The following is a 26,391-nucleotide window of genomic DNA, read 5'->3' on the forward strand; positions in this document are numbered from 1 at the left end:
TCTCAAGATTTATAAAATAGAACTAAAGTTAAAAAAAGCTTTTGTACTACAGAAGAAAAGAAGATTGTTGAAGGACAATAAATTCTTGAAGTAATAAATAAAGTTTTGAAGTACGGATTGCAGTGAATATGAAAAAAATTTACGGACAAGTGAAAGCACCTAGAAACGGTGCAGGTCACTCTGTCCGTTTTTTCATACCTATTGTATTGGAATTATCCAAGGCCCCACTTACTTAATATCTTATAAGAAATTCTTGAAATTACAGAAATTTATCCGATAGGGGGATGCTATTATACAAATATAAATAAAGACGAGGTGATGATATGCAAGCGAAATTGGCAGCGGACGCCATTCCCCTCCCCCAAAAGCGGAATTCATGGATAAGAACGATACTAAAGTATAAAGTGATGTATGCTCTTTTATTCCCGGCATTAGTTTACTTTGCCGTATTCAAATACATTCCTATGGCGGGAATCATTATTGCTTTTAAAAACTACAACTTGGCCTTGGGACTATGGGATAGCCCGTGGGTTGGATTGAAAAATTTTAAAGATTTTATTAACGGCGTTTATTTCTGGGATATCATGAGAAATACGATTATCATATCGCTGTATAAGTTATTGTTCGGTTTCTCCGCTCCCATTGTACTAGCTTTACTTCTCAATGAGGTGTACACCCAATGGTTTAAGAAAGTCGTACAAACGATTACTTATTTGCCCCATTTTCTGTCATGGGTCATTGTTTATGGATTGATGGTGGCGTTATTAGCCCCAGGAGATGGTCTTTTTAACATGCTACTAAAGCAAAATGGTGTTCAACCTATCTCCTTTCTAACGGAACCTGCTTGGGGCAGATTGCTGATCATCTTATCTGAAATATGGAAGGATATTGGATGGGGAGCAATATTGTACCTTGCCGCATTAGCAGGAATTGATCCTAGCTTATATGAGGCAGCTCGAATTGATGGCGCTTCCAAGTGGAGACAGCTATGGCATGTCACATTACCCGGCATTCGAGGAGTCATTATTCTGATGCTGATCCTTAAATTAAGTCATATTCTGGACGCTGGCTTTGATCAAATATTCATGTTTGCCAACAGCTTTAACCAGGAGAAGATCGATATTATCGACACATGGGTATACCGTGAAGGGTTGGAGCGTCTTAAGATTGGTTTGGCTACTGCTGTGGGATTGTTTAAAGCTGTCATCGGATTTGTGTTAGTTTTGGCTGCGAACAAGCTCGCCAAGAAATTCGATGGGCAAATTTGGTGAGGTGGTTTTCAAAATGATCAATTTGACAATCGGGGAAAAAGTATGGCAAGCAGTCGTTTATATGATTCTTATTTTGCTAGCCCTAATTTGCTTACTTCCCTTTCTATATGTGGTTGCTGTTTCAGTGACGCCAGAATCGGAAGTGTTAAGAAGAGGAATTGTTATTATACCAGAATCCTTTACCTTTGTGGCCTATAAAGAAGTATTCATTTCTCATGGTATAGGGCAAGCATATAAAATTACGTTGTTTCGAACGATTGTAGGCACTGCGCTTAATGTGTTTTTTACGATCATAGCTGCTTATCCGTTATCCAAAAAATATTTGCCGGGACGCAAATCATTTTTACTATTCATTGTGTTTACCATGATGTTTAGCGGAGGATTAATTCCGTCGTATTTGCTAATCCGCTCTCTGGGATTGCTAAACAGTCCGTGGGTATTGATTATTCCGCATCTCATTAGTGCATTTAATCTGGTAATCATTAAAGGCTTTTTCGAGCAATTGCCTGCTGAAATCGAGGAGTCGGCGAGGGTAGACGGCGCAAGTGAACTTCAGTCGCTATGGAGGATCATTTTGCCCCTGTCCATGCCCGTCCTTGCCACGATTTCCCTATTTTACGCAGTGGGGCATTGGAACAGTTATTTCGATGCAATTGTTTACTTGAATGATTCGAACTTAATGCCGCTTCAAGTGGTCTTGCGCAACATTCTGCTTAACGCCGCGACGCAAAGCGCTGATTCGATTGCCAGTACCGGAATGGTTAGTAAGTTCGCTGTGCAAATGGCTGCTGTAGTCGTGACTACGGTTCCGATTTTGATCGTTTACCCATTTATGCAAAAGCATTTTACTAAAGGTATGCTCATGGGATCGATTAAAGGTTAAACGGCAAAGGCAGTGCCTACCTAGGTTGTTACGGGGAAACCGTGATAATATATATACAAGCAAAAGGAGAGGTCAATATGCAACGTAATAAGATTTCATTTACTATTCTGGCTGCTATAGTAGGGCTGGGAACGCTATTGTCAGGATGCGGGGACCGAGAAGAAGTTAAGCCGACAGCTTCAAGCAGCCCTCAATCTGGGGCTAACAAGTTTGCGAACAAAATGAAAATCTCGATGTTTAACCAAGGTACTTTCAACGCTGCTGCTCCGATTCCTCCTCGTGAAGAAGATGTCCAACGCCAAATGTTAGAGAAGGCGGTAAATATCGAACTGGATATGATGATTCCCCAAGCGGGGCAAGCAACGACCAAATTGAATACGCTCATTGCAGGTGGAGATATTCCAGATATGCTCTTCTTGAAGAGTCGGTCCGATCTCGCGCAATATTATGACCAAGGCGTTCTTGCAGACTTGACGCCGTATCTGGATCAATTTCCCGAATTGAAAAAGCGTTTTGGTAAAGACTCCTGGGATGCGGTGACCTATCAAGGAAAAACAATAGGAGTTCCAGGTTATGATAATGTAAATGGTGTAAGAAGCCTTTTCCTCCGAAATGATTGGCTGAAAAAGTTGAATATGAAAGTGCCAACAAACCCTGACGAGCTGTTCGAAGTGATGAAAGCCTTTACGGAGAAAGACCCGGACGGCAACGGCAAGAACGATACGTATGGCTTCATTGGCGGTATGAATAAAGAGGGCACTTTGCAAACCTACGGGTTCGATTATTTAATGTGGATGTTTGGTGTCAATCCACCTTCAGCTATTGAAGTGAAAGACAATAAACCGGTGTTCCTGTTTACCGATCCCAAAATGAAGGAGGCGTTGGCTTATATCAATAAAATGATGACAGCCAAAGTTGTGGATCCAGACTGGGTGACGATGAATACGCCCGATTTGTTGGATCAAAAGTTATATAAGGGTAAAGTCGGCTTCATGATCAGAGATGCCCGTAGGCTGGAACCGGATGCCCAACAGAAAATGAAAGAAATCGGCGGAGAGGTACCGGAATGGATCGTCATTCCTCCAATGAAAGGGCCTTACGGCGATCAAATATTGGAGAGAAAATCGTTCCAAGTCAATTCATGGGCCATTTCCAAGAAAGCGGACAAGGACAAAATCATTCGGATCTTGTCTATGCTGGAATATCTCTTTACGGACAAAGAAGCATACCCGTATTTCGCATACGGACTTAAAGGGATTCATTGGGACCTGGTGGACGGCAAGGTCAAAAACAAAACCCCCGAGTTATCGAAGGATATGAGAGAAAAGTACCAGTGGGTCGAACATTATAAAATGGCGCGTCGTGGCGATGATGCCGAGTATTTCAGCTTCCAGAATCCAAAGACGACAGAAGCTTTTAATGACAACCAGAAATATGTGGCGCCTACTTTGCCTGGGAATTTATTGACTACAGACCCGAGCGATACATTGGCAGCTGACCGCCAACGTTTCATTAATGAAAGCTTGGTCAAATTTATGATGGGCAAAGACCCTCTTTCCAACTGGGATAATTTCCTCAAAACGTTGGATACCAAATTTGACATGCAGAAATATAAGGATACAGTGACCAAACAGTTTAAAGAAGCAGGCATAATCAAATAAATAAACAAAGAGAGTGGCGATCAATAGCCCCTCTCTTTGTTGTCATATGCTATTCTTAGTTTAATACAGATGTTAAAAGGAAGATGACCGATGCGAAGAAGAATCAGCTTGCCTTTAAAATTATTTTTTATCGTGTTTGCGTTTGTATTAAGCTGCATAGTCTTGATAAGCCAATTGTCCTATCGATATGTCCAAAAGGAAATAAGAACCAATGACATTTATTACACAAATCAGATACTGGACAAGGTAGACCAGTATTTAACGGTTAATTTTTCCTCCTTCCAGACGATCTTGTTCTCGGTCGAAACATCGGTGAAAGCAAACATTAACAATATGGAAGTGATTAAAAAGCAATTAAGAGAGCTATATGAGCTCAATAGTAATTACGTCAGTAACATTTACTTGATCAAAAGCGATTTATCCATTCTAGGCGGAAGTACGCCTACTCGAATTTTCGATGAACCTTTATCTGACAGAAAACCTTTGTTTGATGCGGCCGACAAGAACAAATGGACTACAATTGTCAGTGATCCTTATAAATCTAAGTATTCCGGCTGGACAGTTACGATGGTTCGATATCTAAACGGTTCCCCGCTTCCAATGGCCATTGCTGTAGATTTGGATCTTAATGCCATTGAAGAAACCTTGTTTACGATTAATAAAAAAGAACAAATGAATCTAGCCCTGATCACCACATCGGGTAAAATAATTGCTGGATTTTCGGAAAATAGAGGACCCCTGAATATTCAAGATCATACGTTTTCAATCGGGGAAACGTCGGCGGAACAAATCCTTGATACGACGGGAACAAGCCTTCAACTGCATACCAAGGATGGCATGCCAGTCTCCATTCTGAAGAAACCGACGGCGAAATTCAATTGGTCCATCATCTCGATCAACGATGAATCTCGCTTGGAAGCTGCGTTGTCCAGATTGGAAACCTATTATATCGGGCTTCTAGCTGCAGGTCTTCTATTAAGTCTGTTCATTTCCTTTTTTATTGCCAAATATATAAGGAATCCGCTCTATGCGCTCAAAACAAAAATGAAACGGGTAGAGCAAGGCGATCTGACAACGACAATGACGATTAACCGAAATGATGAATTCGGCGACCTTTCCCGAGCCTTCGACCGTATGCTGCAGCAAATTGTGGGAGCTGATTCGGCGAGCGGAGCTTCATAATGAACTTGAGCGGAAGCTGGAAATCCAAGTGCTGCAGTCTCAAATAAACCCCCATTTTCTATATAATACGCTTGGTTCTATCAGCAATGTCATACGACTCGGACAAATAGAGAAGGTAGATGTGGTGATCGCGTCTCTCATTTCATTATTGGAATACGGGATAGCCGACGCTTCGGAGAAGGTTTCACTACGTCAGGAATTGCAAAATGTATCGGACTATATCGCGATCCAGAACATCCGTTATAACAGGCACTTCCACTTGATTGAGAATATCGAAGATGGGTTAATGGATTTTCCAGTTTTTCGGATGCTGCTGCAGCCCATTGTGGAGAATAGTATCTTCCACGGCTATAACGGAGGGGGGATCGAAGGCCCTATTACTATTCATGCGTACAGGGAGGGCGGCATCGTCATGATAGAAGTAGTTGATCAAGGCGAGGGAATTCCAACGGATAAAATAAAGCATATTTTAATTTCAGAACCTAATGATCTGGAAGTAAAAAGGAAAAGAATCGGGTTAAATAATATTCATGGTCGAATAAGACTTCATTACGGGGAACAGTTCGGGCTCCAAATCATAAGCATACCGAAGGAAATAACCCGTGTACGCGCCGTATTCCCGGCAGGATTGTTTAAAGGAGATGCATGATGGTGAGAGACTACACCTGCTTCATCGTCGACGATGAAGATCTAATCATCCAAAGATTGGAACTGTTTTTTAGCGAGCTTTCCCATAAGGAAAGACGGTTCCATTTGGTGGGCAAAGCGAATAATGGGCTGAATGGGATAGAGGAGATCTTAAAGCTTAAGCCTGATATCGTGATATCCGATATCGTTATGCCGAGAATGGATGGAATATCCATGATTGAGCAGTTAAAGCCGGAGCTGCCTCATACTCAATACATTCTTTTGACCGCCTATTCGTCTTTTGAATACGCACAGAGAGCTATTCATGCCAACGTATTGGAGTACATTGTTAAGGTTCCGCTCCGGGAAGCGGATTTGGATCGAGCTTTGGATAAGGCAGCCGGAATTTTGGATGAGGTTAAGAAAAAAGAAGAGGAATTCCAATCTTTAAACGTATCCGTTCTTGAAAATAAATATAGAGTCCGCAAGCAATTTTTTAACGAGCTGATCAGAGGCGAAATACCTTCTCATCGGGCATCCGATTTCGCTAATCGTATGCAGTTCCATTTCTTTCAAGCCAACTATTGCTGCTTTATTGTTGAAATGAATCTGTATGAAAGTTTCCGCAATGAATATTCAGCGGTTGACCAAAACATCTTGAAATATGCGATTACGAATGTAATTGAAGAAACGGTGATGAATTGTGGCAGGGGTGTAGCTACGGATCTCTCCGATAATCGTTTTATTGGATTTCTTTCCTGGGAAAATAATCGCAGTGATATGGATACGGAATACGCTTGCCAGACATTGGGGAGTCAGATCGTATCCCATTTGCATCAATATTTGAATCAAAGGGTATCCGTCGCTTTTGGCGGTCCGCATCGAGGCTGGGAATCCATCAAACAAGCTTACACGGAAGCTCAAAATGTGAGTGAGGATTTCTATTATCATGCAGAGAAAGTAGTCAAAACACCCGCGCATCGGTTCCATTACCGGAACGATAGAAGAGAGGACTTTCAGCAGAAACTGGCTGATTTTCTTGTATGGGTGCAAAGACAGGTTTCCAAAGAAGAGCTGGAGAAAGAATTTGCTGATTTAAACCAATTTGTTACGGATCATAAAATTCATAAGTCCATCATGGCTCCTATGCTTCGAGACTTCTACAGAGACATTACTGCGAAATTTAAATCAGGGAACACGTTAACCACGGATGTAGCAGAGTTTCCCATCGAATTTATGGCATTTCGGGAGCAGCTTGCGTATATTAGCGACTTCACATTCGAATACGTACACGCTGGCCAACTTTTATATCGCGCAGAAATCATGAGTGCCATGCGGTTTATAGAGAAAAACCTGAAACAGCGTTTAACGTTGGAGGCTATTGCCGAGGATGTGAATTTAGCTCCATCGTATTTTAGCAGTTTATTCAAAAAAACAATGAACGAAGGCGTTATCAGCTACATCAATCGCAAAAAAATGCAATTGGCTCTCGAACTGTTAAATGTTCAGGATTATTCTTTATTGGAATTGTGCGAGGAAGTAGGCATAGTAAATGAAGGGTATTTTTGCAAATTATTTAAAGAATATACGGGGGATACACCTAAGCAATATCGGATAAAAATGACAAGGTATGAATCCAAATAAGGTTGCAAAAAATGTATGATTTTTTCTCGAAATCATGTAAAAAAACGGGGGTCAAAAGGATTACCATGATAGATGTATCTAATCATGGAGGTTATCAAAATGGAGCTTATTAAAGCGGATGTAACCGTCGTAGGCGGTGGTATTGCTGGGCTATGCGCCGCCATTGCTGCCGCTCGTCAAGGGCTGCAAGTTTCACTTATTAATGACAGACCAGTACTTGGGGGGAATGCCAGCAGCGAGGTTAGGGTTCATATCAACGGGTCGGCCTATCTTGGAAAAAGTCCATCCTATTATGCGCGTGAGGGCGGGTTGGTGGAAGAACTCAAGCTGAAGATTTTCCACTATAATCCGTTATATAACAAGAAGCTTATGCTTTCGCTTTCGGATACGGTCTTGTTGGATATGGTCTATGATGAGCCTAACATTGCTCTATTTCTGAATACATGCGTGCATGAAACGGGAATGGAGAACGGCAGAATCAAATGGGTAGAGGGCCTTCAATTGGCTTCCGAAAGGAAATTCCGTTTTGAAAGCCGAACCTACATCGATTGCTCCGGAGACGGGGTTGTTGGATATCAGGCAGGTGCTCTCTTCCGATGGGGGAGAGAAGCGAAGCATGAATTCATGGAGGACTTGGCTCCTGAAGTGGCTGACCATTACACCATGGGAGACACGATCCTGTTTCAAGCCCGTGACGTAGAATATTCCGTTCCGTACAAGAGGCCTGGCTTTGCGTATGATATTACGAAGTTGGCCTTTTTCGATAGTATCAGAAAAGGCTTGAACCATCGGGCTTTTCCTAGAAAAATCAACGGGCTTGGCGGATTGTGGTGGCTGGAATACGGCGGGCATATGGATGTTATCAAAAACAATGAAGACATCGCATTAGAGCTGCGGAAATTGGTTTACGGGATTTGGGATTATATCAAAAATAGCGGTGAATTTGATAATGTGGACAATCTCATCTTGGATTATGTATGCCCAATTCCGGGAAAGCGGGAATCGAGGCGATTTATTGGGAATCACATGTTGTCTCAGAACGATCTTACAGCAAAGCCGCATTTCGAAGATGCTGTATCCGTCGGGGGATGGTATATGGATTTGCATGCTGCTAAGGGCATCTACGATGAGGGGCCGGCTACAGCATGGAATTTCGTGCCTGGATTGTACAATATTCCGTTCCGTAGTTTATTTTCCCAAAATATACCTAATCTCATGTTCGCTGGTCGCAATATAAGCGCTACCCATGTTGCTTTTGGATCAACAAGGGTAATGGCAACCTGCGGTTGTATGGGTCAGGCGGTTGGAACGGCCGCTTCGTTATGCTTGAAATATGAGGTAGACCCCGCAGCGATAGTCGAAGCTCATATGGGGGAGCTGCAGGCGCTTCTGCTTCGAGACGGGCAAACGATTGTAGGGCTTAATGAGGAATTGGATCCGTACTTCGCTGACGGATTACATATTCGTGCCTCGTCTCAGCGCAGCTATGACAATCTTCATCCAACCGAAGCGATTCCCTTGGAGCAAGGGTTATGTTTGGTCTTGCCGATTCAGACATCCGTGGCAGAGAGTGTACGGATCAAAATTAAAAATGTTTCCGAGCATTCGGAAACTCTGCATGTGAAGCTGTTTGGCGGGGAACGGAAGGAAAACTACATCCCCACCAGCCAGTTGAAAGACTACCGCTTGGCTATTGCAGCCGGTCATGACGACTGGATTACGCTGGACTTAGGCTGCGAGAAGCCGGCGGACGACAAAATTTACATCGTATTGGAAGGTACGGCGAGCCTTGCCGTATACGGCAACGAAGAGAAAATGACAGGAGCGGTTAGCTTCCATTATAGGCCGGAAGAGCCGTCCAGGCTGAAGAAATTTAATAAGAGCATTTGCTTTAAGGACCTGCTGCCATCCCAAAATATGTATAATCCCGATAATGTCGTCAACGGCTACTCTAGACCTTATGGTCTGCCGAACGGCTGGATTTCCGAACGTACAGAAGGACAGGAATGGTTGGAATTCAGTTTTGTAAACCCAAAAAATCTGGACGAAATCCATCTTGTTTTCAATTCGCAGCTGGATTTGGAGCATTTCGACGATCCGATCGAGTCCCTTATCAAAGATTATGATGTGATCTTGACCTTAGAAGACGGAACCAAGAGGGAAATCGTAATCCGTGGCAATTATCTCACGTTGAATAAACATAAGGTGGATGCGAAAGGTGTAACCCGAATTCGGATTAACTTCTGCGCAACTTACGGTTCGCCTTATCATGAAGTGTTTGCTGTAAAATTGTTTGCTCCTACAACGATAAGTGAGGTCAGGTGAAGTAGCGATGAAGGAATTATTCCCTCGAAGAGGGCTCCCTAATGTAATTCAGAAGTTGGAAAATGGGGAAACCGTGACAATCGTCTATTTTGGCGGCAGTAATACGCGTTCTGAAGGATACAGGGTCATGACGGCGGATTGGCTTCGTGGGCAATATCCCAAGGCGGATATCCGTTCTGTGAATGCAGGCATTGACGGAACTGGATCGGATTTGGGCTGCGCCCGTTTGGAGAGGGATGTGCTGCGTCACCAGCCTGATCTAGTGTTTGTTGAATTTGTCGGTAACGATGGCGGAGTGCCCGAGTCAAAGGCTCGGATCGAAGGGATCGTCCGTCAAATCCGCAAGCGGGGCCGGTTTACCGATATCCTGTTCGTTTATACGCTGAAAGAGCGGGATGTGGCCCTATTTCAGTCCGGGGAATACCAGAAGGGGGCTCTAATGCAAGAGGAAGTGGCCGATTATTACGGTATTCCTTCGATTCATCTAGGCGTAGCGGTCAGTCATTTGGTGTCGGAGGGAAAGCTCATTTTTACCTCAGGGGCAGACAAGTCCATTCCCGGAGCCATTGTTTTTACGCATGATTCTATCCATCCGACAATTCCAGAAGGACACCAGATTTATACGGATACGATCACCCGTTCGTTTGAGCGGATTCGTGAACTTCAGGTTAGTTCGGGAAGTGTTGAACATAACCTGCCTCAGGATCCTCTGGTCCCGGCCAACCCCTGGGAGTTCGCAGCAATGCTGCCGCTGGATGGCCATGCCCAGTTATCGGCAGGATGGTCCTACGTGACTCCCGATGATTTTGCGCTGGCCCGCAAGTACGATTGGTTGTTCCCCGGCCTATGGCGAGCAGTCGATCCTAGTGAGGCTTTCACGGTGCAATTCGAAGGCACTCACATCGGGCTGTTCGATATCGGGGGACCTGATTCCGGCAGACTGAAGGTGACGGTGGATGGCGGGGAGCCCTTCGTTGTCGACCGATTCACACCGTACAACGATCATAATCGGAATCAGTATGTATTCTTGCCGGAGCTTCCGAATGGGAACCATACGGTTCGCTTCGAAGTCGATAACGAGAAGACAGACAAAGCGGCAGTGTTTGAGGCATCCGGCAATGAACGAAGCATGGAGCATATTCGGCAGCATCTGGAATGGTACGATCAAACGGTGATCCAGCTTGGGAAGTTGTTGTTGGTGCAGCCGCCATTATCATAGTTAAAATCGGCTTTGTTCCCATTGTAAGACCTACAACGTATCTGATTGCAGTTGAGCAGTCTAATACCGTGTAGGTTTCTTTTTTTACTTAAAATCTTATAAGAAATTCTAGAAATTAAAGAAATTTCACGGTAATGTGACATGCTATGATAAAAAAGACGGAGCGGGATTAGCCAGACGGATAAGGCTAATTGCTTCTTTACGATCATTCGAGCAAAGGAGGGTATTATTGTTTTGAAAGCGTTGTCAATTTATGGGAGGATGTGAGTTGTATGATAAAAAGGAAGCTGTTTTTCTTAATCGTTTTCATCATGACGATAATAGTTCCTTTAAGCCTATTCGGAATAAGGACTGCTAGTGCGGACACTGTACCGTTTAAGACCATCATCATCGATGACGGGAGCATCACGATCGATGGGGTTGTGACCCCTGATGCGGATAACGTGAATAACGGATATTCGGCTCCGAATTGGACCACAAGTACAGGGGTGAAGGGGTATAATTATTCCAGTTCCCAATATACGAGTACGGTAGGCAGAACTATATCGTGGAATCCACGTTTGGCAGCAGGAACGGCGAGAATATCGTTCTACAAGCTTAACTGGGAGGACAAAGCGGATAGTAATGTAAAAATAGAAATCGTTCATAACGGAATGACGGATGTACGATTTATGGATCTGCGGCCTTCATTCGGAGCACCTGCGGGATGGGTTGATTTGGGAGAGTATTACTTTTCCGGTGTGGGTGAAGAATTCGTTAAATTGACACGGTCTACCAGCAGCACCAGTACGATACTTACGCGTGCTGATGCGGTCAAGTTCGAAGGGAATATTCAGCAGAAAGAGCCTCATAAGACGATCATTATTGATGATGGAAGCATCACGATTGATGGTGTCGTCACCACCGATGTGGAGAACAAGAATAACGGATACTCGGCTCCTTATTGGAGCACTAGTACAGGAGTGAAGGGGTATAATAACTCCAGTTCCAACTATACGGATGCGGTGGGAAGAAGCATCACATGGAATCCGCGTTTGGAAGCAGGAACGGCGAGAATATCGTTCAACAAGCTTAATTGGGTGGATAAAGCAGATAGTAATGTCAAAATCGAAATTGTGCACAATGGGATTACGGATGTCATGTTTATGGATCTCAGGCCCTCGTCGGGACCAGCTGCCGGATGGGTTGATTTGGGAACGTATGATTTCAGCGGCAATGACACCGAATTTGTCAGATTGACTCGAACGCAGCCAACGACGGGCACCATCATTACGCGGGCAGATGCGGTCAAGTTCGAAGGAAATATTCGGCAGCAGGCTCCACCGCTGCCTCCGCTGCGCAGCCGCACATTGGCGAATCTCAGTTATACGAACAAAGGCAGCATCGAGAACGCTAACTATAAGGCAACTTTCTATGAAGCTGCTTGGGATGGAGGCAAATCTATCGTTCGTGATCTGTTCTACAAGGACGCGGTTACGGGGAACTGGGTGGCAATCAATAATGTGGCGGAAAGACTTGAAGAACAATGGGTCTTGTTGGATGGGAATGCAGGAAGTCGTACCAATTACTACGATACGATGAACAAACGCTGGATTACATTCGACGGGATTAATTTCCCAGATAGCCACACGGCAGTATTAACCGATTCTTCTCTTGGAAGCGATTACGATTTACAAGTGAACTGGTCCTTGTCCGGGGACAAACCAGATGTGTCCTTCGTCTTTACACCTCATAGGGATGGCAATTATGTGATCGGCTATCAGTCTTTCACCACAGAGCAAATCTCTGGCATCAATGAAGTGTTAAATGGTTTCAGATCGCATGCCAAAATGGTAGGTTCAGTGGAATCAACAAGCTTAAGAGAGCTGAGCGCTCCGATGAGTCTGGTTGAAAAGAATGACGGCGCGGGAAACGCTTTGACGTATGGCGTATTTGTACCGTCGGACGAGCTTCCGGTCGAATTTGAACCGACGGGAGGCGTTACGAAACAACGGCTTGGCATGAGTCTTGTCAACAACGAAGGCAGCGTGCAGCCGATCCTGTATGCTCCTCAACTAGGGACTTATTCGCAAATGACTGCGGAAAGCACATATCAATTTCATATGGGGCTAATCGCTCAAAGCAGCAGTCTATATAAGGCCTACGGGGATATTCTCCGCAGTGAATACGGTTATTCGGCCTACCGGGAAAATGTCGCTGAACAGTCGCTTACGGATGCGATGTTCAATATGATCGATCTGCTCAAGATTGAACCTCAGGGTGACGACTCTGTCAGTTATGTTCCGTCGCCCAGCGGGTGGTGGAACCGAGCCAAGGGCTTCATTGACATCGAGAACGAGGATAGCGTTCGAACAACATCGAATGCGGTTCTTCTGGGAGCTTACTATTTGACCGGAGACGACCAACTTTACGATACGAGGGCGCTGCCGTCCATCCAGTACGGTGTATCGCGAAATGGTATCGGTTGGTCACCGACACAGAAGCCCGTATATGGCGTACCGTCGTTATGGAAAATGGCAACCTTGCCGTTCGATGTTTCAAGCGTAGCCGCTGTCAATCAGATGATGGGCACATCGCCTGGAATTCAAGCGTTAGGACAACAAGAGTACCTTGTGCGCAATCCGGATCAGAAAGATCGCGGACCTGTCATTCAGCCCCTTATGATGTATCGTATGACCGGGGATGCGCAGTATTTACAGGCTGCCAAGGATGCAGCCGACAGCTATATTATTAAAAATATCGATACTCCTGAATCTGTGAATGTGAGTAAAAATGAGTTTATTTATTATTATAGCAAGCTGTGGATGGAGATCTTGGAGCTTTACGAGGAAACGAAGGATCCCAAATACTTGAATGCCGCGTACAAGGAAGCCAAACAGTACGCTACCATGTTCGTTGCTCGACCGGTTCCCGGAGGCACCGTTACGATTCCGCAGCCGGAGACGTATAATTACGCGGAGTCATTCCATTGGCCGGCAAGCGGTAAATACGATTATCCTAGGAGCAAGCTCCCAGAAGATGTAGCCGGGGGCGTACAAGCGGACAGTTGGCTTGTTTCACCCAACGGGTTGACATTTGAGGCGGGAAGTACAACCGGCTATTATCGGATGAATGCGCAGGAGGCTCCATTCATGCTGAGATTGTCGCTCTACACAGGCGACAAACTGCTGCAGGATATCGCTCATAATGCGGTCATCGGACGATATTCCAGCTATCCAGGTTATTACTATAAGGGCTTCGCCGTTAGTCAACTTGAACCGGATTTTTCTCTTGAAGGTCCAAGCGGGGCTACATCCATCTATTATCACCATATGCCGGCGCAGCTCGGGCAAACGATGGATTATCTGATCAGTGAACAATCACTGAAATCGAATGGGAGTATTTCATTTCCTTCTGTATTCGAAACTAATTTTTTATGGTTCAAATATCACCTCTATGGGAATAAACCAGGTCAATTTTATGGCAATTCGAACGTTTGGCTCTGGATGCCCAAAGGGATTATCCAGACCAACCATCCACAATTGAACTGGATAACGGGTGAGAGCGGAAATAAGTTCTACATCGGATTAAGCAACGAATCGACCGCTGAAGTGCACACTCCAATCGAATTGAATGCACAAATGATCGGGTTTAATCCGGCGCAAGATTATACCGTGACCATCATCCGCGATAATGGCACACCAGAGCAAGCGGTTATGAGAGGTGGAATCATTCAGGCCACGGTTTCAAGCAAGGGAATAACAGCTATCATTGTGGAGGGACTGGGCATTGATGTGCCGCTGCACCAGCTCAGAACGGCTGATACATCGGATGCAAGCTATTTCTTCGATGTTCACAGTCCAATAGATGCTGTTAAAGGCATGCTAATCGTCAAGCCCGACGAAACGTCCTACGATGCTTATGTGGAGGCAAAAACGACGAAACAAGCGACGATCCATTACTCCTTGGATGGCGGGGCCACATACACGACCGTTCCAGATACGATCTATCCGATGGAATGGTCGATACGGGTGAACAATTTATCCCAAACCTTCACTTACTATGTGGAATCGGACGGAAAACAGACCCGCAAGCGAACGCTATATCTGCCTGATCGGGTAGCGGTAACTCCGGTCCAACCGGATTGGCAGGAGGGGTCAACCATCATTGTCGATAATACGGAGGCGGAGACAGAAGGCGTCTGGATACGGGATACTACGGCTAATGACTATTACTACGATAACTATGTGTATGCCAAATCGACTGCAGGTACAGCGACTAGCAAGATTCTCTGGCGGCCGGAGCTGCCGGAAAGTGTCACTTATAGCGTGTATTACAAGCTTCCGCAAATAACCGCCACGAGCGAAAATTGGGCAACGAATGCTTCTTTTACTGTTTATTATAGCGGGGGCTCCGAGACGGTTACCGTTGATGAGACAACAGCCAATGGGTCGTGGGTGTTCCTGGGAGCTTACCCTTTTGCAGCAGGCGATAGCGGGTATGTCGAATTAACCAACAAGGCCAACAAGTCACGGGTAGTTGCCGATGCGATGATGTGGGTGGACCCGAATAGGATTCCGCCGTTGGCGTCGGTGGCCATCCTGTCGGATCGGGACGAACTGCAGATGACTCAAGGTGCTCGGCTGAGCGTAACCGGCTATTTGGCTAACGGCCTGATCGGTGATCTGGCACATGCAACTGTGCAGTATTTTGTTGATAGAAGCGATCTGGCTGCAGTGGACAGCAGCGGTTTGTTGACCCTTCAAAGCCTCGATGGAGCCACGGATCACATTGCGGTGTGGGCTACTGTAACGATTGACGGTGTGACCTTAACAACACCGCCTTTGATAATCACGATCAAGGACCTAACGGTTATTGTCGACAGCACGAATACGACCGGGTTATACGCTACGGAAGGGTCTTGGAGCCAAAGTAATTTAGCCGGATACAAAATTGGTGTTAAGTCCCGTTACTCTACAGTTCAAGGATCATCGGCGACGTGGAAGGCCCAGTTTCCTGAGGGAAGATATACGGTCTCTATCTACAAACTCGTCCATACGACGGCAAACGATAATCATGTCAAAGTGGAGTTGAAGCATCAGTCGGTTACCGAGGTCACGTATATCGATGCGACAGTCGGCTCGTCGGGTTGGGTTAATCTGGGAACGTTCGACTTTACAGGAGATGGCAGCGAGTATGTTCGTTTAACCAGGGAGACTCAAACAACAATAGATCCGCCAACCCTTCCTGCCGATATGATCTATACGAGGGCTGATGCAGTCAAGTTCGAACGGCATTCCGTCAGTCCGGTATTGCTTGCGAACGGGGTGCCAGGTAAACCGATGCTATCGAATAATAGCGGTGTTGCGACAGGCTTACATGATGGCAATTATGAGGTTACGATGAATATGTGGTGGGGAAACAATGGCTCACTGTATAAGTTGTACGAGAATGGTCAACTGATCCAATCGAAATCACTGGCCGATGCATCGCCAGCAGTCCAGGCTTCCATCATACCTATTCAAGGTAAGCCAAACGGAACCTATGTGTATACATGTGAGTTATCGAATTTGTATGGAACGACTTCATGCGCTCCAAACACCGTCACCGTGACTAATGCGAATCCCGGCAAACCTGTGTTGTCCAGCGATAACTGGGATCAAGATGGGAACTATACCATTACTGCTAATATGTGGTGGGGCACGAACGCAACACAATATCGATTATATGAAAATGACGAGCTTATTGAAACGCAATCATTATCTTCACACACACCAAGTGCCCAATCGGCAATTACACAAATTTCGGGAAAGGCTCCTGGCATTTATCAATATCGCGGCGAGTTTATGAATGGAAGTGGAACAACGGTAAGTGATGTGATACAAATTATTGTAAAATAACCCTAAGAGCTGAGTGGATGAGAACGATCCATTCGGCTCTTTTGGTTCAGTTGTAGCATACAATTTTATTAATGGGCAGCAAGAGTTATCAGAATTTATGATAAAAGTAGATGAACTTAAAATACCCTATGAAATTTATTCGAGAGAATATTCTTTTAGTAAAAAGGAAAAGGAATTTGCTGAGGCACTACAGTTAATTATCGATGGGAATGCGGATGTTTCAGAGTCAGAGGAGTCGCTTTTTCATAAATGCCAATTTTGTGGGAAGATATTCCGCAAAATGTTTCGGGAAAAAATATATGTTAATAGAAAATACATTCAAAAAAATGATTTATCGATATCGAATCCGCCAAATTCTGAGATATTTATTTCTCATCGGCTTAAGACTTTACTTGAGGAAAATAGTATTATTGGTTATTCAACAGCAAAAATTTATGATATTAAAACTAAGCAAGAAATCGAGGGGTATTTTAATTTACAACTCGAAATTGGACTGGGGGAAGTTACTCAGCCAACTCTTGTTGAACAGAAAGGGGAAAAATGTCTACAATGTGATACTTATGATATTAACTTAAGAAAAGGGCTTTTATATTTTGAGAAAAAAACATGGTCCAATCAAGATATTTGTTATACCAAAGAAATTTTCGGAACAAGTGATGCTTATCGTTGTTCAGCAAATAGAGAAGTCATCATCTCACAGCGATTACATAAGTTATTGACTACAAATAAAATCAGGTTATTTAGTGTCCAACCAATCTTTTTTGTTTAAGTAATTGAAACTACACAGGGATCTTACTCAGCTGTTTGACCACACCGTTGAACTAACGGAAACGATAGTTCAATCACGACATGACGGCAGCCTTCACACGAAGGTTAAAAGGGGGAATCATTGACCTAATAAAGTTATTTAAATGGGAAACTGAGGCAATAACCAAATAAGAATATCGTCAGGGGGACTTCCTCTAAATACCTTCAATTACTTCTTATTCTCGTAGTGTTCTAATAGGTCTTTAATCAAAATTCCATTAATTCTTAGTCCTTCGATATCGCAATTATTAATTTCAACGTTTTGAAGCTTACATGCCTCAAAAATCGCTGTAGATAAGTCACTGTTTTTAAATCTCACTGGCTCTAAATTGACCCATCCATCTGTTCCATGTTCTCCATCCAATCGACTTATTTGATCTTTGGGACGAATAATATTCTCAAATAACGTTCCACCCATCTGAATCATATTTATATACAAATTAGAAAAGTAAATATGTTCCCATTTGGAACTTACGAAGTTAGTATCAGCAAATGTAGTGTCCCTCATATCTATTCCATTGAAATCTGATCCCTTAAATGTAGCCATATGTATTCTCTGATCTCTTAAGTCTTGTAATTCTAATCCATTCTTCGAATCTATAACTTTCTTATCTGTAATTTCCATTTGAATCATCCTTTCGTTTTTGTATTTAAGTTGAGTTATAAATCAATTAGATGTTGGTTTAATCCAAATATCGGAGTGATATGCCTTCATAAATGACAGAAGCTTCTCTAACACCTCTACACCCTTAGTCTCCGCTTCCCTCGCACTTTTTAATAGTTCAATGGCCCTATTTGCTATTATTGGATCCTTTGGCTTACCACCTTCTGGGAAAGGGAACATTTCGCGCAAACCGCTTAATGCTTCTGCCACTGCTTCATAATGAGTGGCTGCTTCTGCAGCTTTGCTTCGTACAGTTCGTTCAACGACATTGCTGCTGTCCCATTTGATGGTCATTTCCCGAAGGAACTGGAATGCAAATTCTCTCGCATCGGCTGCAACCGCTATGTTGTAAGCATTACCGAACTCGTCGGCGTTTCGATTCTCCATGACTTGGATCCATGCATCATACCCTTTTAGACCCTGAGCATAACGATCTTTGAAATTATATGTCCATTCCCGCCCACGAGAGTGATCCACAATCATATCCAGTGCCATTCGGAGCATCTCGTACTTGGAGTGGGGAAGGCTATCTTCGATTGTGACTAAGAATAATACTGGAATTTTGGGTCGACCGAAATCTGCGTATGAAATTGTGCCTTCCTGGGAGACATCCTTTGCATTAAACATTTGCTGCTCGTCGTCGTAACCGTAAATCAGTCCGAATTCTGGAATAAATAGATCAAAAGCAATAGCTGGATAGCCTTTGTCAACAGATCGCTGGATAAGTGCTATCGTTTGCTCCAGCTTATCAGGAGATACAGGAGTAGAGGCTTCTCCCATATTGCTGGTATAACCTAAGTTGCATAAGTTTCTGCGAAGAATATAACCGCCAGGAAAAGAGGTTGGACCTGCTACGTTAACTTCGGTTGGATCGATATTAAGTCGGAAGGCATGACCAGTGAGCCCCATAACGTCTATAAGTGAGAGGTTTTTTTTATCGGTGTAACTGACCGATCCATAAACGGCACTAGCAGCAGAAGTCAATGTCTTCGTCCAATCACGATTGATAAGTTGTTCAGAAATCATATTAAGGTAACCACCTTCATGATAATGTTAGATTGGGGGAGAGGTCAGGATGACACGTTTCGGGAGACCAAGTGTTGCTCGCTTCTGCACATATCCGTTAAGGGAAATACGGATCCGCTCTCTATAGACCTTGGATTTGGATCTGGACAAGGTGTTGTAAACGTTGGCAGTCGTTGTTTGGAACAGTGAGGCAATCTCGGTAGGCGTCAGTTCGTCAAAAAAATGAGCTTCAAACATAGCTCTTTCACGCTTGCCAAGGCATGAAAGCAAATCTCGTAAACACTGCAACATATCCGCTCTTACTAATGAAACCGCCGGATCATCACGAAACCGTGCTTCTTCAGTAGCAGAGCGAGATAGGTGTAATAAGATTTCGTCGATGTCGGTCCAATCGGTATCCACAACCGACGTGTCTCCAGATTTTTGGCTGAAGTCTGAGAACGGGCGTTCCTTACCGTAGGGTCCACCGCGTCGCATTTTCATATATGCCTGATTTCGTACGATACGTTGCAGCCAAGGAACAAAGCGCTCCGCATTCATTAAAGTACCGATGTGCATGAATGCCCTTATGAGTGCTTCCTGCACGATATCTTCGGCAATGCATTTGTCTTGCGTTATTGTATTCGCCCATCCGAGAGCTTTACTTCGATGATAACGTACTAATTCACCAAATGCCTCACGATCACCAGAGCGCGCGCGATGTACGAGTTCCTGTTGCTCATCATTTGTCTCCATACTCAAGCCAATTGATTTCTGAGATTCGATAAAGAGTATGGGTTCTTGACTTCTTAACGCAACCTTTTCCAATGACTTGCCATCCTTTCATAATCCCTCTACAATGTTTGATGCCAAAGGACATGCAATTTCTATCATTTTTCGAAAAAAATTCGAATTATTTTTATCTGCCTACATTAGTCGATGTGCTCTTCCAATATTTCTAATGGTTTAAAAGAAAAGAGAGGTCTGCGTGGACCTCCGTATTCCATTTTATCACAAAGTATGCTGATCAATAAGGTTTGATTTTCCATTAATTCCCTTAATTTCACCATGTGTTGGTAATTAAATGAAAACAAAGCGGAGGAGCTTTTATTGTGACGAAGGTTAGGTTACATGTCCCATATGAAGAAATTAAAAGGAGACTAATAAACATAACAACCAGAGGCATTGTTATAAAATGGAAACTTAATGCTTGCTCGAATCGTCTAATTCATTAGAATTAAAAATTGGGGGTGATGGATTCTGAGAAAATTTGTTCTTGGTCTAATTTGCGGAATTGGTTTAACCGTAACAACTGCTGTTTATGCGTCAGATACGATACAAGCGTACTTGTTTTCAGTCACGTACGAATTTAATGGTCAAACCAAACAATTAGATAGCGATTATACAACATTAAATTATAATGGCCATGCTTATGTTCCCGTAAGGTACATTGCAGAAAGTATGGGCGGTGTTGTTGGTTTTGATGATCAACAAAACGTTATTCAAATCAAGTACGGACCCTTAAACGTATCGGACTCAAGCTCTCCATTTATCTCTATCGGTAATCTCGTGACGATTCCGAGCGAGTTTAAAGTGACGACGCATGTTTTTGGTCAAATTAATGTCGATCATCCAGGAATAACCTATGTAAAAGGAGAGCTTACTTTTTACGATGACAAACAACAAGTGTTAGGCTCCCTACGTGTTGACAACGATTTTCGCGAAGGGCTACAAAATTTTGACGTTAGTACCAATGGTGATGTATCGGGATACAAGAAAGTTGAATTTCATATAATCGAGACCAGAGAAGGGGTTAAAAACGTAGTAAATTCGCTATATGATCAAGCGGTTCAAAAGAATAGCACTGGAGTTTATAACATTTTAAAATCTGTCAATAAAGAACAACGAGATCTTTTATTTTTGCAAGTAATGCAAAGCGCTTTTACCCACGATTCTTCTGTTGCGAAAGTTATTATTCCAGAGTTTTTAAAATTTCCAATCGATATTAATATCCAAGATAAAGAAACGGGAGATACATCTCTACATTATGCCACTACTTTTGCTCAAGATCTTGTACCAGTCTTTATAAAATCAGGAGCTAATGTGAACCTTTCTAATCATTCGAAATTAACTCCGTTAATTATTATGAGTTCTAGACAAAGACCCGATCTTGTCAAAATGCTTATTGATGCAGGCGCTGATGTAAATGTAAATTCTGATCGTGGATATACTCCACTTTTAGCTGCACTACGTCCAATGTTTGGAAACTACACAGATAAAACCGCTGAGAATCTTGAATTGCTTCTTAAAACTGGTGCTAACGTGGATGTGCGCTATGAGGAAGGTGGAACGCCCTATTCGATCATGGAATATGTATATCCAGAAGAGCTTAGACAAAGAATGATCAATCTTTTAGATGCTTATAAAAAAATGAAGTGAGATTTGGTTGAATGACCAGCATGCGCGATTGTAAAAAGTACTTCAAAACAAAGTTTTGAAGTAGACAATAAAGTTTTGAAGTAAAGTAGGCGTTCACTTTATTGGGTGAACGCTTATTATATTTTCTTGTATTGAGGAAGTCCTTAGTAGTCGTATGGAAGCAAGTCAGTCAACCCGGGGTGATTAAACGGGCAGGATAGTTGTAAGGATTGCTTGAATACCGCGTGAAAAAAATAGTAGAAACGAATTGACATTGGAGTTTACTCCAATGTTATTGTGAATGTATGGAAAAACAATATTCTATAAAAGAGGTTTCACGGATACTTGGTATTCCGAAGGATACGCTTCGGTACTATGACCGTATTGGAATCGTATCGCCGTCCCGGGAACACAATTCTTACCGCAGGTATTCTAAGGACGACCTCGTCGATTTGATGAATATTCAAATCATGCAGTATGCGGGCTTTTCACTAGAAGAAATCAAGGGGAAGTTTCAGTTCCACAGAATGCAGAGTGTAGATCCTGCTTATTGCCAAGAGGTCGCTGAATTCCTTGATGCCAAAAAAGCAGAAACGCGCAAGAAAATTGCACATCTTGAAAAGGTCAGTCAGTTGCTCGACGTAGCAGTTGAAACGCTAAGGGACTTTAATCATGAAAGTGATCAGCGGCTGGCAGTGTTCGTTCGGGAGATTTACCGGGATCTTCACAAGAAGGATCCTGGAATAACTAAGGAGGATTGTGATGGACATAAAAATTAAGAATTATTATTATCTGATTGCTGGCGTTCTTGCGATACTGTTTGCCGTTACGCACGCTTGGAACGGGCAATCCGCTGTATTGCCGACGCTCTTTGTGAATGATATAGCCTTGGATACACGGATAATATTTAGGTATGTCTGGCACATTATCACCGCAGAGAATCTGGTCTTCGGCATTGTATTCATTATCCTGTCATTTCAAAGCGAGCGATCGAAGATCCGGTCTGCTGCATGGACGATCGCGTCACTTCTGCTCGTTCGTCTGATGGTCATTCTTGGCGTAACGGCATTTTATGATGTTTCGGCACTTACGGATACGTTAATCGATTCGATTGCCATCCTAATCTATGTCGCTTTCATCATATTGGGCATAAGAATGAAGAAAAAAGAGTTCGGAGGTCCCTAAAGGAAGTTGCAACAAGGAAAAGAATATGATAATATTCAGCTACATTTAACGATTGGAGATGAAGAGGATAATGTAATATTTCTTGCCCTTTTTCTAAGAATAGAACAGTGTTTGTTTTATTTCTTATTGGCAAGAAAGTTACCTTATTCTTTTCACTCAAACTATATCCTTTTTCATACCCTGGCCCGGGTTGAATTTGTCGTATTTTTTTGAGCTGCAGGAAAGGTAACTTTCTTGCAGCTTAATTTTTTTTTTCGACAAAGGAGGATATCGGAGTGTCTACTATTAACGTATCAAACCTAACGTTTGCCTATGAAGGCAGCTACGACAACATCTTTGAAAACGTCAGTTTTATGATGGATACTGACTGGAAATTGGGCTTTACAGGGAGAAATGGCCGGGGGAAAACGACGTTTCTCCAACTATTGCTCGGAAAGCATGAATACAGCGGCTATATTTCGTCGCAGGTAGAGTTTGAATATTTTCCATTCCATGTAGAGCGCAAGGAAAGTCTAACGTATGAAGTAATTGAAGATATTTTCCCGGACTATGAGCACTGGCAATTAATACGGGAGTTTTCGCTACTAAAAGTGTCCGAGGACGTTTTGTATCGCCCTTTCAATTCGTTGTCCAACGGAGAACAGACCAAGGTGCTGCTAGCGACCTTGTTCATTAAGGAAAACAGCTTCCTGCTCATTGACGAGCCGACAAACCACCTAGATATGAATGCGAGGAAGCTTGTAAGTCAATATTTGAGATCAAAGAGCGGGTTCATTCTTATATCTCATGACAGAGCGTTTCTCGATCATTGCGTCGATCACATTCTCTCCATCAACAAAACCAATATCGAGATCCAGAAAGGCAATTTTTCGAGCTGGTGGGAAAATAAGCGGAGGCAGGATCAGTTCGAACTTGCGACGGACGAAAAACTCCGTAAGGACATCAAACGGTTGTCCGATTCGTCCAGACGTACTGGGGATTGGGCGCATGCAGTAGAAAAAAGCAAAAACGGCACAAGAAATTCCGGCTCCAAAATCGACAAAGGCTATGTAGGCCACAAAGCCGCCAAAATGATGAAGCGCTCGAAATCGATTGAACAAAGGCAGCAATCGGCCATCGAAGAGAAATCCAAGCTTCTGAAAAATATTGAAAGCTCAGAAAGTCTGGAGATTACGCAGCTCTCTTATCATAAGCCTCAACTTGTGGAGCTGGATGCGGTTTCGATTTATTACGGGGAAAGACAGGTATGCGAGAATGTAAGCTTTACGATTGAGCCAGGCGAATCCATTGCGCTAATAGGCCCGAACGGTTCGGGAAAATCTTCGATTCTCAAGCTGATATGTGGTGAGGGGCTAAGCTACACCGGAAGCTTACGGAAGGATAGCCAGCTTCGAATATCGTACGTATCGCAGGATACTTCCCACCTTCGTGGAAATTTGTCGGACTATGCTAGGGAGCATGGAATTGACGAAAGTTTGTTTAAATCGATTCTTAGGAAGCTTGATTTCTCCAGACCCCAGTTTGAAAAGGATATGTCGGCGTTTAGCGGCGGCCAGAAGAAAAAGGTGCTGATCGCCAAAAGCCTGAGCGAGCAAGTGCATTTGCATATTTGGGACGAACCGCTTAACTTTATTGACGTCATCTCGCGTATGCAAATCGAAGAACTGCTGCTTGAGTATAACCCAACCATTCTATTCGTGGAGCATGACAGCGAGTTTTGCAAGAATATCGCGACAAAGATTGTAGAACTGACAAACTAACCTTTCTTGGAGGATGAGGGCAATGATGATTGAGGTTGAAGTTGAGGTTGTAGATGATTTTGTGAACCTGTTCATTTCGAATGAGAAGGTTCACGAAAATATATTCTCGGGAATTTATCGGGGAGGCCCCGTTATCAACGGTAAAACGTCACATTTGTGGCAACTGTATCATGGGAATCATGCTCTCGTCTTTTACTTTTAAGAGGCGGGAGCTTTTTTATTTTAGCTTGTAAAATCAGATGACAAGAACTTGAGGACATTCCCGATTTTGACAAGAACATTATGACATCCCGACGGATCGCGCTACTAGATATGGATGGCTATGTTGTCCTATCTGCTATTGAATGGCATCAAATGATCGCAAAAATGAAATAAAAAGGTCGTCATATTGGATGTGAGCCTCCATATGTTTACGGTAGAATGAAAATACGCTCTCATTCCTTGATGGGGCTGGAATTGGAATCCCGGACCCGCTATGTTTCCGCGCGAGACAATTTCTGGCGGGAGTCAAACATTTCATTTGAGAAAAAGGAGGAATTTGCTATGGGAAGAAGTTACTACTCAATTATCGAGATAACAGATCATGGTCCATACGTTACCAAACTGGTGCTGCCCATATCGGTGAACGTGAAGGCTGAAGAAGTGAAGCCGGAATGCTTTAGTGTATATGTGGAGCGGAAGGACAAGAAGGGCGAGATCCTGAAGCTTTCGAGGAACTGGTTAGAGAAGACGGAAAAGGAGTTAAGCAAGGGCTACTGCGTGGTGAAAGCCGCATATCCTTCCTGTATCCATGGTGTACGGAGAGAGGAAGGGGAATTCGTGACTTTGGAAATGAAGTATGGGCCGCTCGATTCCTTATCCGCGGCAATTGCCTGTCCGAGCGACTTCAACGAGTTTATCTTCAGCGATTATCGAATTACACAGATTGCGGAAATTCCAGCGGAGGAAGAGAGGCTGACGGGATTGGTATTCGATCTGTGTGCAGGCAATACCATGAAACAGGCGGAGAAGTTCCTGCACGGCATTTCCTCCTATGAAGAGGAGCCGCTAAAGTATGGCTACTTCGTGCCGCAGACTGGAAACGGCAGGCGGCCACTCATCATCTGGTTGCACGGAGCTGGAGAGGGCGGACAGGATCCGACCATCGCTTATACGGGCAACAAGGTGGTGAACCTGGCCAGCGATGCAATCCAAGCGAAATTTGGCGGAGCTTACATGTTGGTACCGCAGACACCGACCTTCTGGATGAACGACGGCAGCGGACAGTACGGCAGATCAGGTAAGTCCAAGTATGGGGTGACTTTGAAGGCTCTGATTGATGAGTTCATTTTCAGGAATGATGCGGCAATCGACACTAACCGGATCTATATCGGCGGCTGCTCCAATGGGGGATTTATGACCATGCGTATGGTGCTGGACTATCCGGATTTCTTCGCTGCTGCATATCCTGTTTGCGAAGCGCTGTTCAATGACGTTATCAGTGATGCGGATATCGAGGCGATTAAGCATGTGCCGATTTGGTTTACCCATTCCAAGGATGATTTGATTGTAAAACCGGAGGAAACTGTAATACCGACTTATAAGCGCTTGATTAAGGCCGGTGCGAAGAATGTGCATCTCTCGTTCTTTGATAAGGTTGTGGACATCCATGGCTTGTTTGCGGATGAAAAGGGAGAGCCGTTTAACTACATAGGGCATTTCTCCTGGATATATGCCCTGAACGATGACTGTCACCTGGATTATGACGGGAAGTCGGTCGTGGTGGAGGGTAAGCAAGTATCTCTCATGGATTGGCTTGCTGTGCAGAGCAAGTAAACGGAAAACATATCCATTACTGGAGAGTTTAAAAGACTTCTTCCAT

General features: G+C 43.7%; 19 protein-coding genes. 16 read left to right on the top strand and 3 right to left on the bottom strand.

Annotation, left to right across the window (positions count from 1 at the left end; genetic code table 11):
• The first annotated feature begins 323 nt into the window (after positions 1-323).
• The 10 genes from ACBP55_RS05235 (at position 324) to ACBP55_RS05280 (ending at position 17,460) form a co-directional block, all read left to right on the top strand.
• A complete protein-coding gene (locus ACBP55_RS05235) occupies positions 324-1,271 on the top strand; it encodes an ABC transporter permease (protein ID WP_464650253.1) in 948 nt (315 codons plus the stop codon).
• Positions 1,272-1,284: 13 nt separating this feature from the next.
• On the top strand, positions 1,285-2,154 hold the full coding sequence (locus tag ACBP55_RS05240; RefSeq protein WP_464650255.1) for a carbohydrate ABC transporter permease: 870 nt from the start codon (positions 1,285-1,287) through the stop codon (positions 2,152-2,154).
• 77 nt (positions 2,155-2,231) lie between these two features.
• The gene (locus tag ACBP55_RS05245; RefSeq protein ID WP_464650256.1) at positions 2,232-3,815 is read left to right on the top strand and encodes an extracellular solute-binding protein; all 1,584 of its coding nucleotides are present in this window, start codon (positions 2,232-2,234) and stop codon (positions 3,813-3,815) included.
• A 90-nt stretch (positions 3,816-3,905) separates the two neighbouring features.
• A complete protein-coding gene (locus ACBP55_RS05250) occupies positions 3,906-4,997 on the top strand; it encodes a cache domain-containing protein (RefSeq protein WP_464650258.1) in 1,092 nt (363 codons plus the stop codon).
• Positions 4,963-5,646, top strand: a complete 684-nt coding sequence (locus ACBP55_RS05255; RefSeq protein WP_464650260.1) for a sensor histidine kinase — start codon at positions 4,963-4,965, stop codon at positions 5,644-5,646. Before ACBP55_RS05250 ends, ACBP55_RS05255 begins: the two co-directional genes overlap by 35 nt.
• Positions 5,643-7,268, top strand: coding sequence for a response regulator (locus ACBP55_RS05260; RefSeq protein WP_464650262.1), 1,626 nt, complete (start codon positions 5,643-5,645; stop codon positions 7,266-7,268). Before ACBP55_RS05255 ends, ACBP55_RS05260 begins: the two co-directional genes overlap by 4 nt.
• Before the next feature lie 99 nt (positions 7,269-7,367).
• The gene (locus ACBP55_RS05265; RefSeq protein ID WP_464650264.1) at positions 7,368-9,593 is read left to right on the top strand and encodes an FAD-dependent oxidoreductase; all 2,226 of its coding nucleotides are present in this window, start codon (positions 7,368-7,370) and stop codon (positions 9,591-9,593) included.
• A gap of 7 nt (positions 9,594-9,600) precedes the next feature.
• A complete protein-coding gene (locus tag ACBP55_RS05270) occupies positions 9,601-10,812 on the top strand; it encodes a GDSL-type esterase/lipase family protein (protein WP_464650266.1) in 1,212 nt (403 codons plus the stop codon).
• A gap of 272 nt (positions 10,813-11,084) precedes the next feature.
• Positions 11,085-16,691, top strand: a complete 5,607-nt coding sequence (locus tag ACBP55_RS05275; RefSeq protein ID WP_464650268.1) for a golvesin C-terminal-like domain-containing protein — start codon at positions 11,085-11,087, stop codon at positions 16,689-16,691.
• Between the two features lie 13 nt (positions 16,692-16,704).
• Positions 16,705-17,460, top strand: coding sequence for a hypothetical protein (locus ACBP55_RS05280; RefSeq protein ID WP_464650270.1), 756 nt, complete (start codon positions 16,705-16,707; stop codon positions 17,458-17,460).
• A 207-nt stretch (positions 17,461-17,667) separates the two neighbouring features.
• Here the strand turns inward: ACBP55_RS05280 and ACBP55_RS05285 are convergent, their stop codons facing one another.
• From ACBP55_RS05285 to ACBP55_RS05295, 3 genes are read right to left on the bottom strand one after another with little or no spacing between them, the layout of a single operon-like run.
• A complete protein-coding gene (locus ACBP55_RS05285; protein WP_464650272.1) occupies positions 17,668-18,123 on the bottom strand; it encodes a pentapeptide repeat-containing protein in 456 nt (151 codons plus the stop codon).
• 42 nt (positions 18,124-18,165) lie between these two features.
• Complete coding sequence (locus ACBP55_RS05290) at positions 18,166-19,188, bottom strand: hypothetical protein (protein WP_464650274.1); 1,023 nt, start codon at positions 19,186-19,188, stop codon at positions 18,166-18,168.
• Positions 19,189-19,215: 27 nt separating this feature from the next.
• Positions 19,216-19,995, bottom strand: a complete 780-nt coding sequence (locus ACBP55_RS05295) for an RNA polymerase sigma factor (protein WP_464650276.1) — start codon at positions 19,993-19,995, stop codon at positions 19,216-19,218.
• A gap of 465 nt (positions 19,996-20,460) precedes the next feature.
• On the opposite strand from ACBP55_RS05295, the gene ACBP55_RS05300 reads away from it, so the two are divergent.
• From ACBP55_RS05300 to ACBP55_RS05325, 6 genes are all read left to right on the top strand, one after another.
• Positions 20,461-21,606: an ankyrin repeat domain-containing protein gene (locus ACBP55_RS05300; protein WP_464653236.1), complete on the top strand. Its 1,146-nt coding sequence runs from the start codon at positions 20,461-20,463 to the stop codon at positions 21,604-21,606.
• Between the two features lie 284 nt (positions 21,607-21,890).
• The gene (locus ACBP55_RS05305; protein ID WP_464650278.1) at positions 21,891-22,364 is read left to right on the top strand and encodes a MerR family transcriptional regulator; all 474 of its coding nucleotides are present in this window, start codon (positions 21,891-21,893) and stop codon (positions 22,362-22,364) included.
• A complete protein-coding gene (locus ACBP55_RS05310; protein ID WP_464650280.1) occupies positions 22,348-22,770 on the top strand; it encodes a hypothetical protein in 423 nt (140 codons plus the stop codon). Before ACBP55_RS05305 ends, ACBP55_RS05310 begins: the two co-directional genes overlap by 17 nt.
• Before the next feature lie 275 nt (positions 22,771-23,045).
• Complete coding sequence (locus ACBP55_RS05315; RefSeq protein WP_464650282.1) at positions 23,046-24,530, top strand: Lsa family ABC-F type ribosomal protection protein; 1,485 nt, start codon at positions 23,046-23,048, stop codon at positions 24,528-24,530.
• Between the two features lie 22 nt (positions 24,531-24,552).
• Positions 24,553-24,732: a hypothetical protein gene (locus ACBP55_RS05320; protein ID WP_464650284.1), complete on the top strand. Its 180-nt coding sequence runs from the start codon at positions 24,553-24,555 to the stop codon at positions 24,730-24,732.
• A 341-nt stretch (positions 24,733-25,073) separates the two neighbouring features.
• Complete coding sequence (locus ACBP55_RS05325) at positions 25,074-26,345, top strand: prolyl oligopeptidase family serine peptidase (RefSeq protein WP_464650286.1); 1,272 nt, start codon at positions 25,074-25,076, stop codon at positions 26,343-26,345.
• The last annotated feature ends 46 nt before the right edge of the window (positions 26,346-26,391 follow it).

The organism is Paenibacillus sp. WG02 (assembly GCF_055396115.1).

Coding starts and splice junctions, on each gene's coding strand:
- ACBP55_RS05310 (WP_464650280.1), top strand. CDS start 22,348: ATGGACATAAAAATTAAGAATTATTATTATCTGATTGCTGGCGTTCTT.
- ACBP55_RS05250 (WP_464650258.1), top strand. CDS start 3,906: ATGCGAAGAAGAATCAGCTTGCCTTTAAAATTATTTTTTATCGTGTTT.
- ACBP55_RS05305 (WP_464650278.1), top strand. CDS start 21,891: ATGGAAAAACAATATTCTATAAAAGAGGTTTCACGGATACTTGGTATT.
- ACBP55_RS05325 (WP_464650286.1), top strand. CDS start 25,074: ATGGGAAGAAGTTACTACTCAATTATCGAGATAACAGATCATGGTCCA.
- ACBP55_RS05290 (WP_464650274.1), bottom strand. CDS start 19,188: ATGATTTCTGAACAACTTATCAATCGTGATTGGACGAAGACATTGACT.
- ACBP55_RS05285 (WP_464650272.1), bottom strand. CDS start 18,123: ATGGAAATTACAGATAAGAAAGTTATAGATTCGAAGAATGGATTAGAA.
- ACBP55_RS05245 (WP_464650256.1), top strand. CDS start 2,232: ATGCAACGTAATAAGATTTCATTTACTATTCTGGCTGCTATAGTAGGG.
- ACBP55_RS05320 (WP_464650284.1), top strand. CDS start 24,553: ATGATGATTGAGGTTGAAGTTGAGGTTGTAGATGATTTTGTGAACCTG.
- ACBP55_RS05270 (WP_464650266.1), top strand. CDS start 9,601: ATGAAGGAATTATTCCCTCGAAGAGGGCTCCCTAATGTAATTCAGAAG.
- ACBP55_RS05240 (WP_464650255.1), top strand. CDS start 1,285: ATGATCAATTTGACAATCGGGGAAAAAGTATGGCAAGCAGTCGTTTAT.
- ACBP55_RS05265 (WP_464650264.1), top strand. CDS start 7,368: ATGGAGCTTATTAAAGCGGATGTAACCGTCGTAGGCGGTGGTATTGCT.
- ACBP55_RS05275 (WP_464650268.1), top strand. CDS start 11,085: ATGATAAAAAGGAAGCTGTTTTTCTTAATCGTTTTCATCATGACGATA.
- ACBP55_RS05235 (WP_464650253.1), top strand. CDS start 324: ATGCAAGCGAAATTGGCAGCGGACGCCATTCCCCTCCCCCAAAAGCGG.
- ACBP55_RS05260 (WP_464650262.1), top strand. CDS start 5,643: ATGATGGTGAGAGACTACACCTGCTTCATCGTCGACGATGAAGATCTA.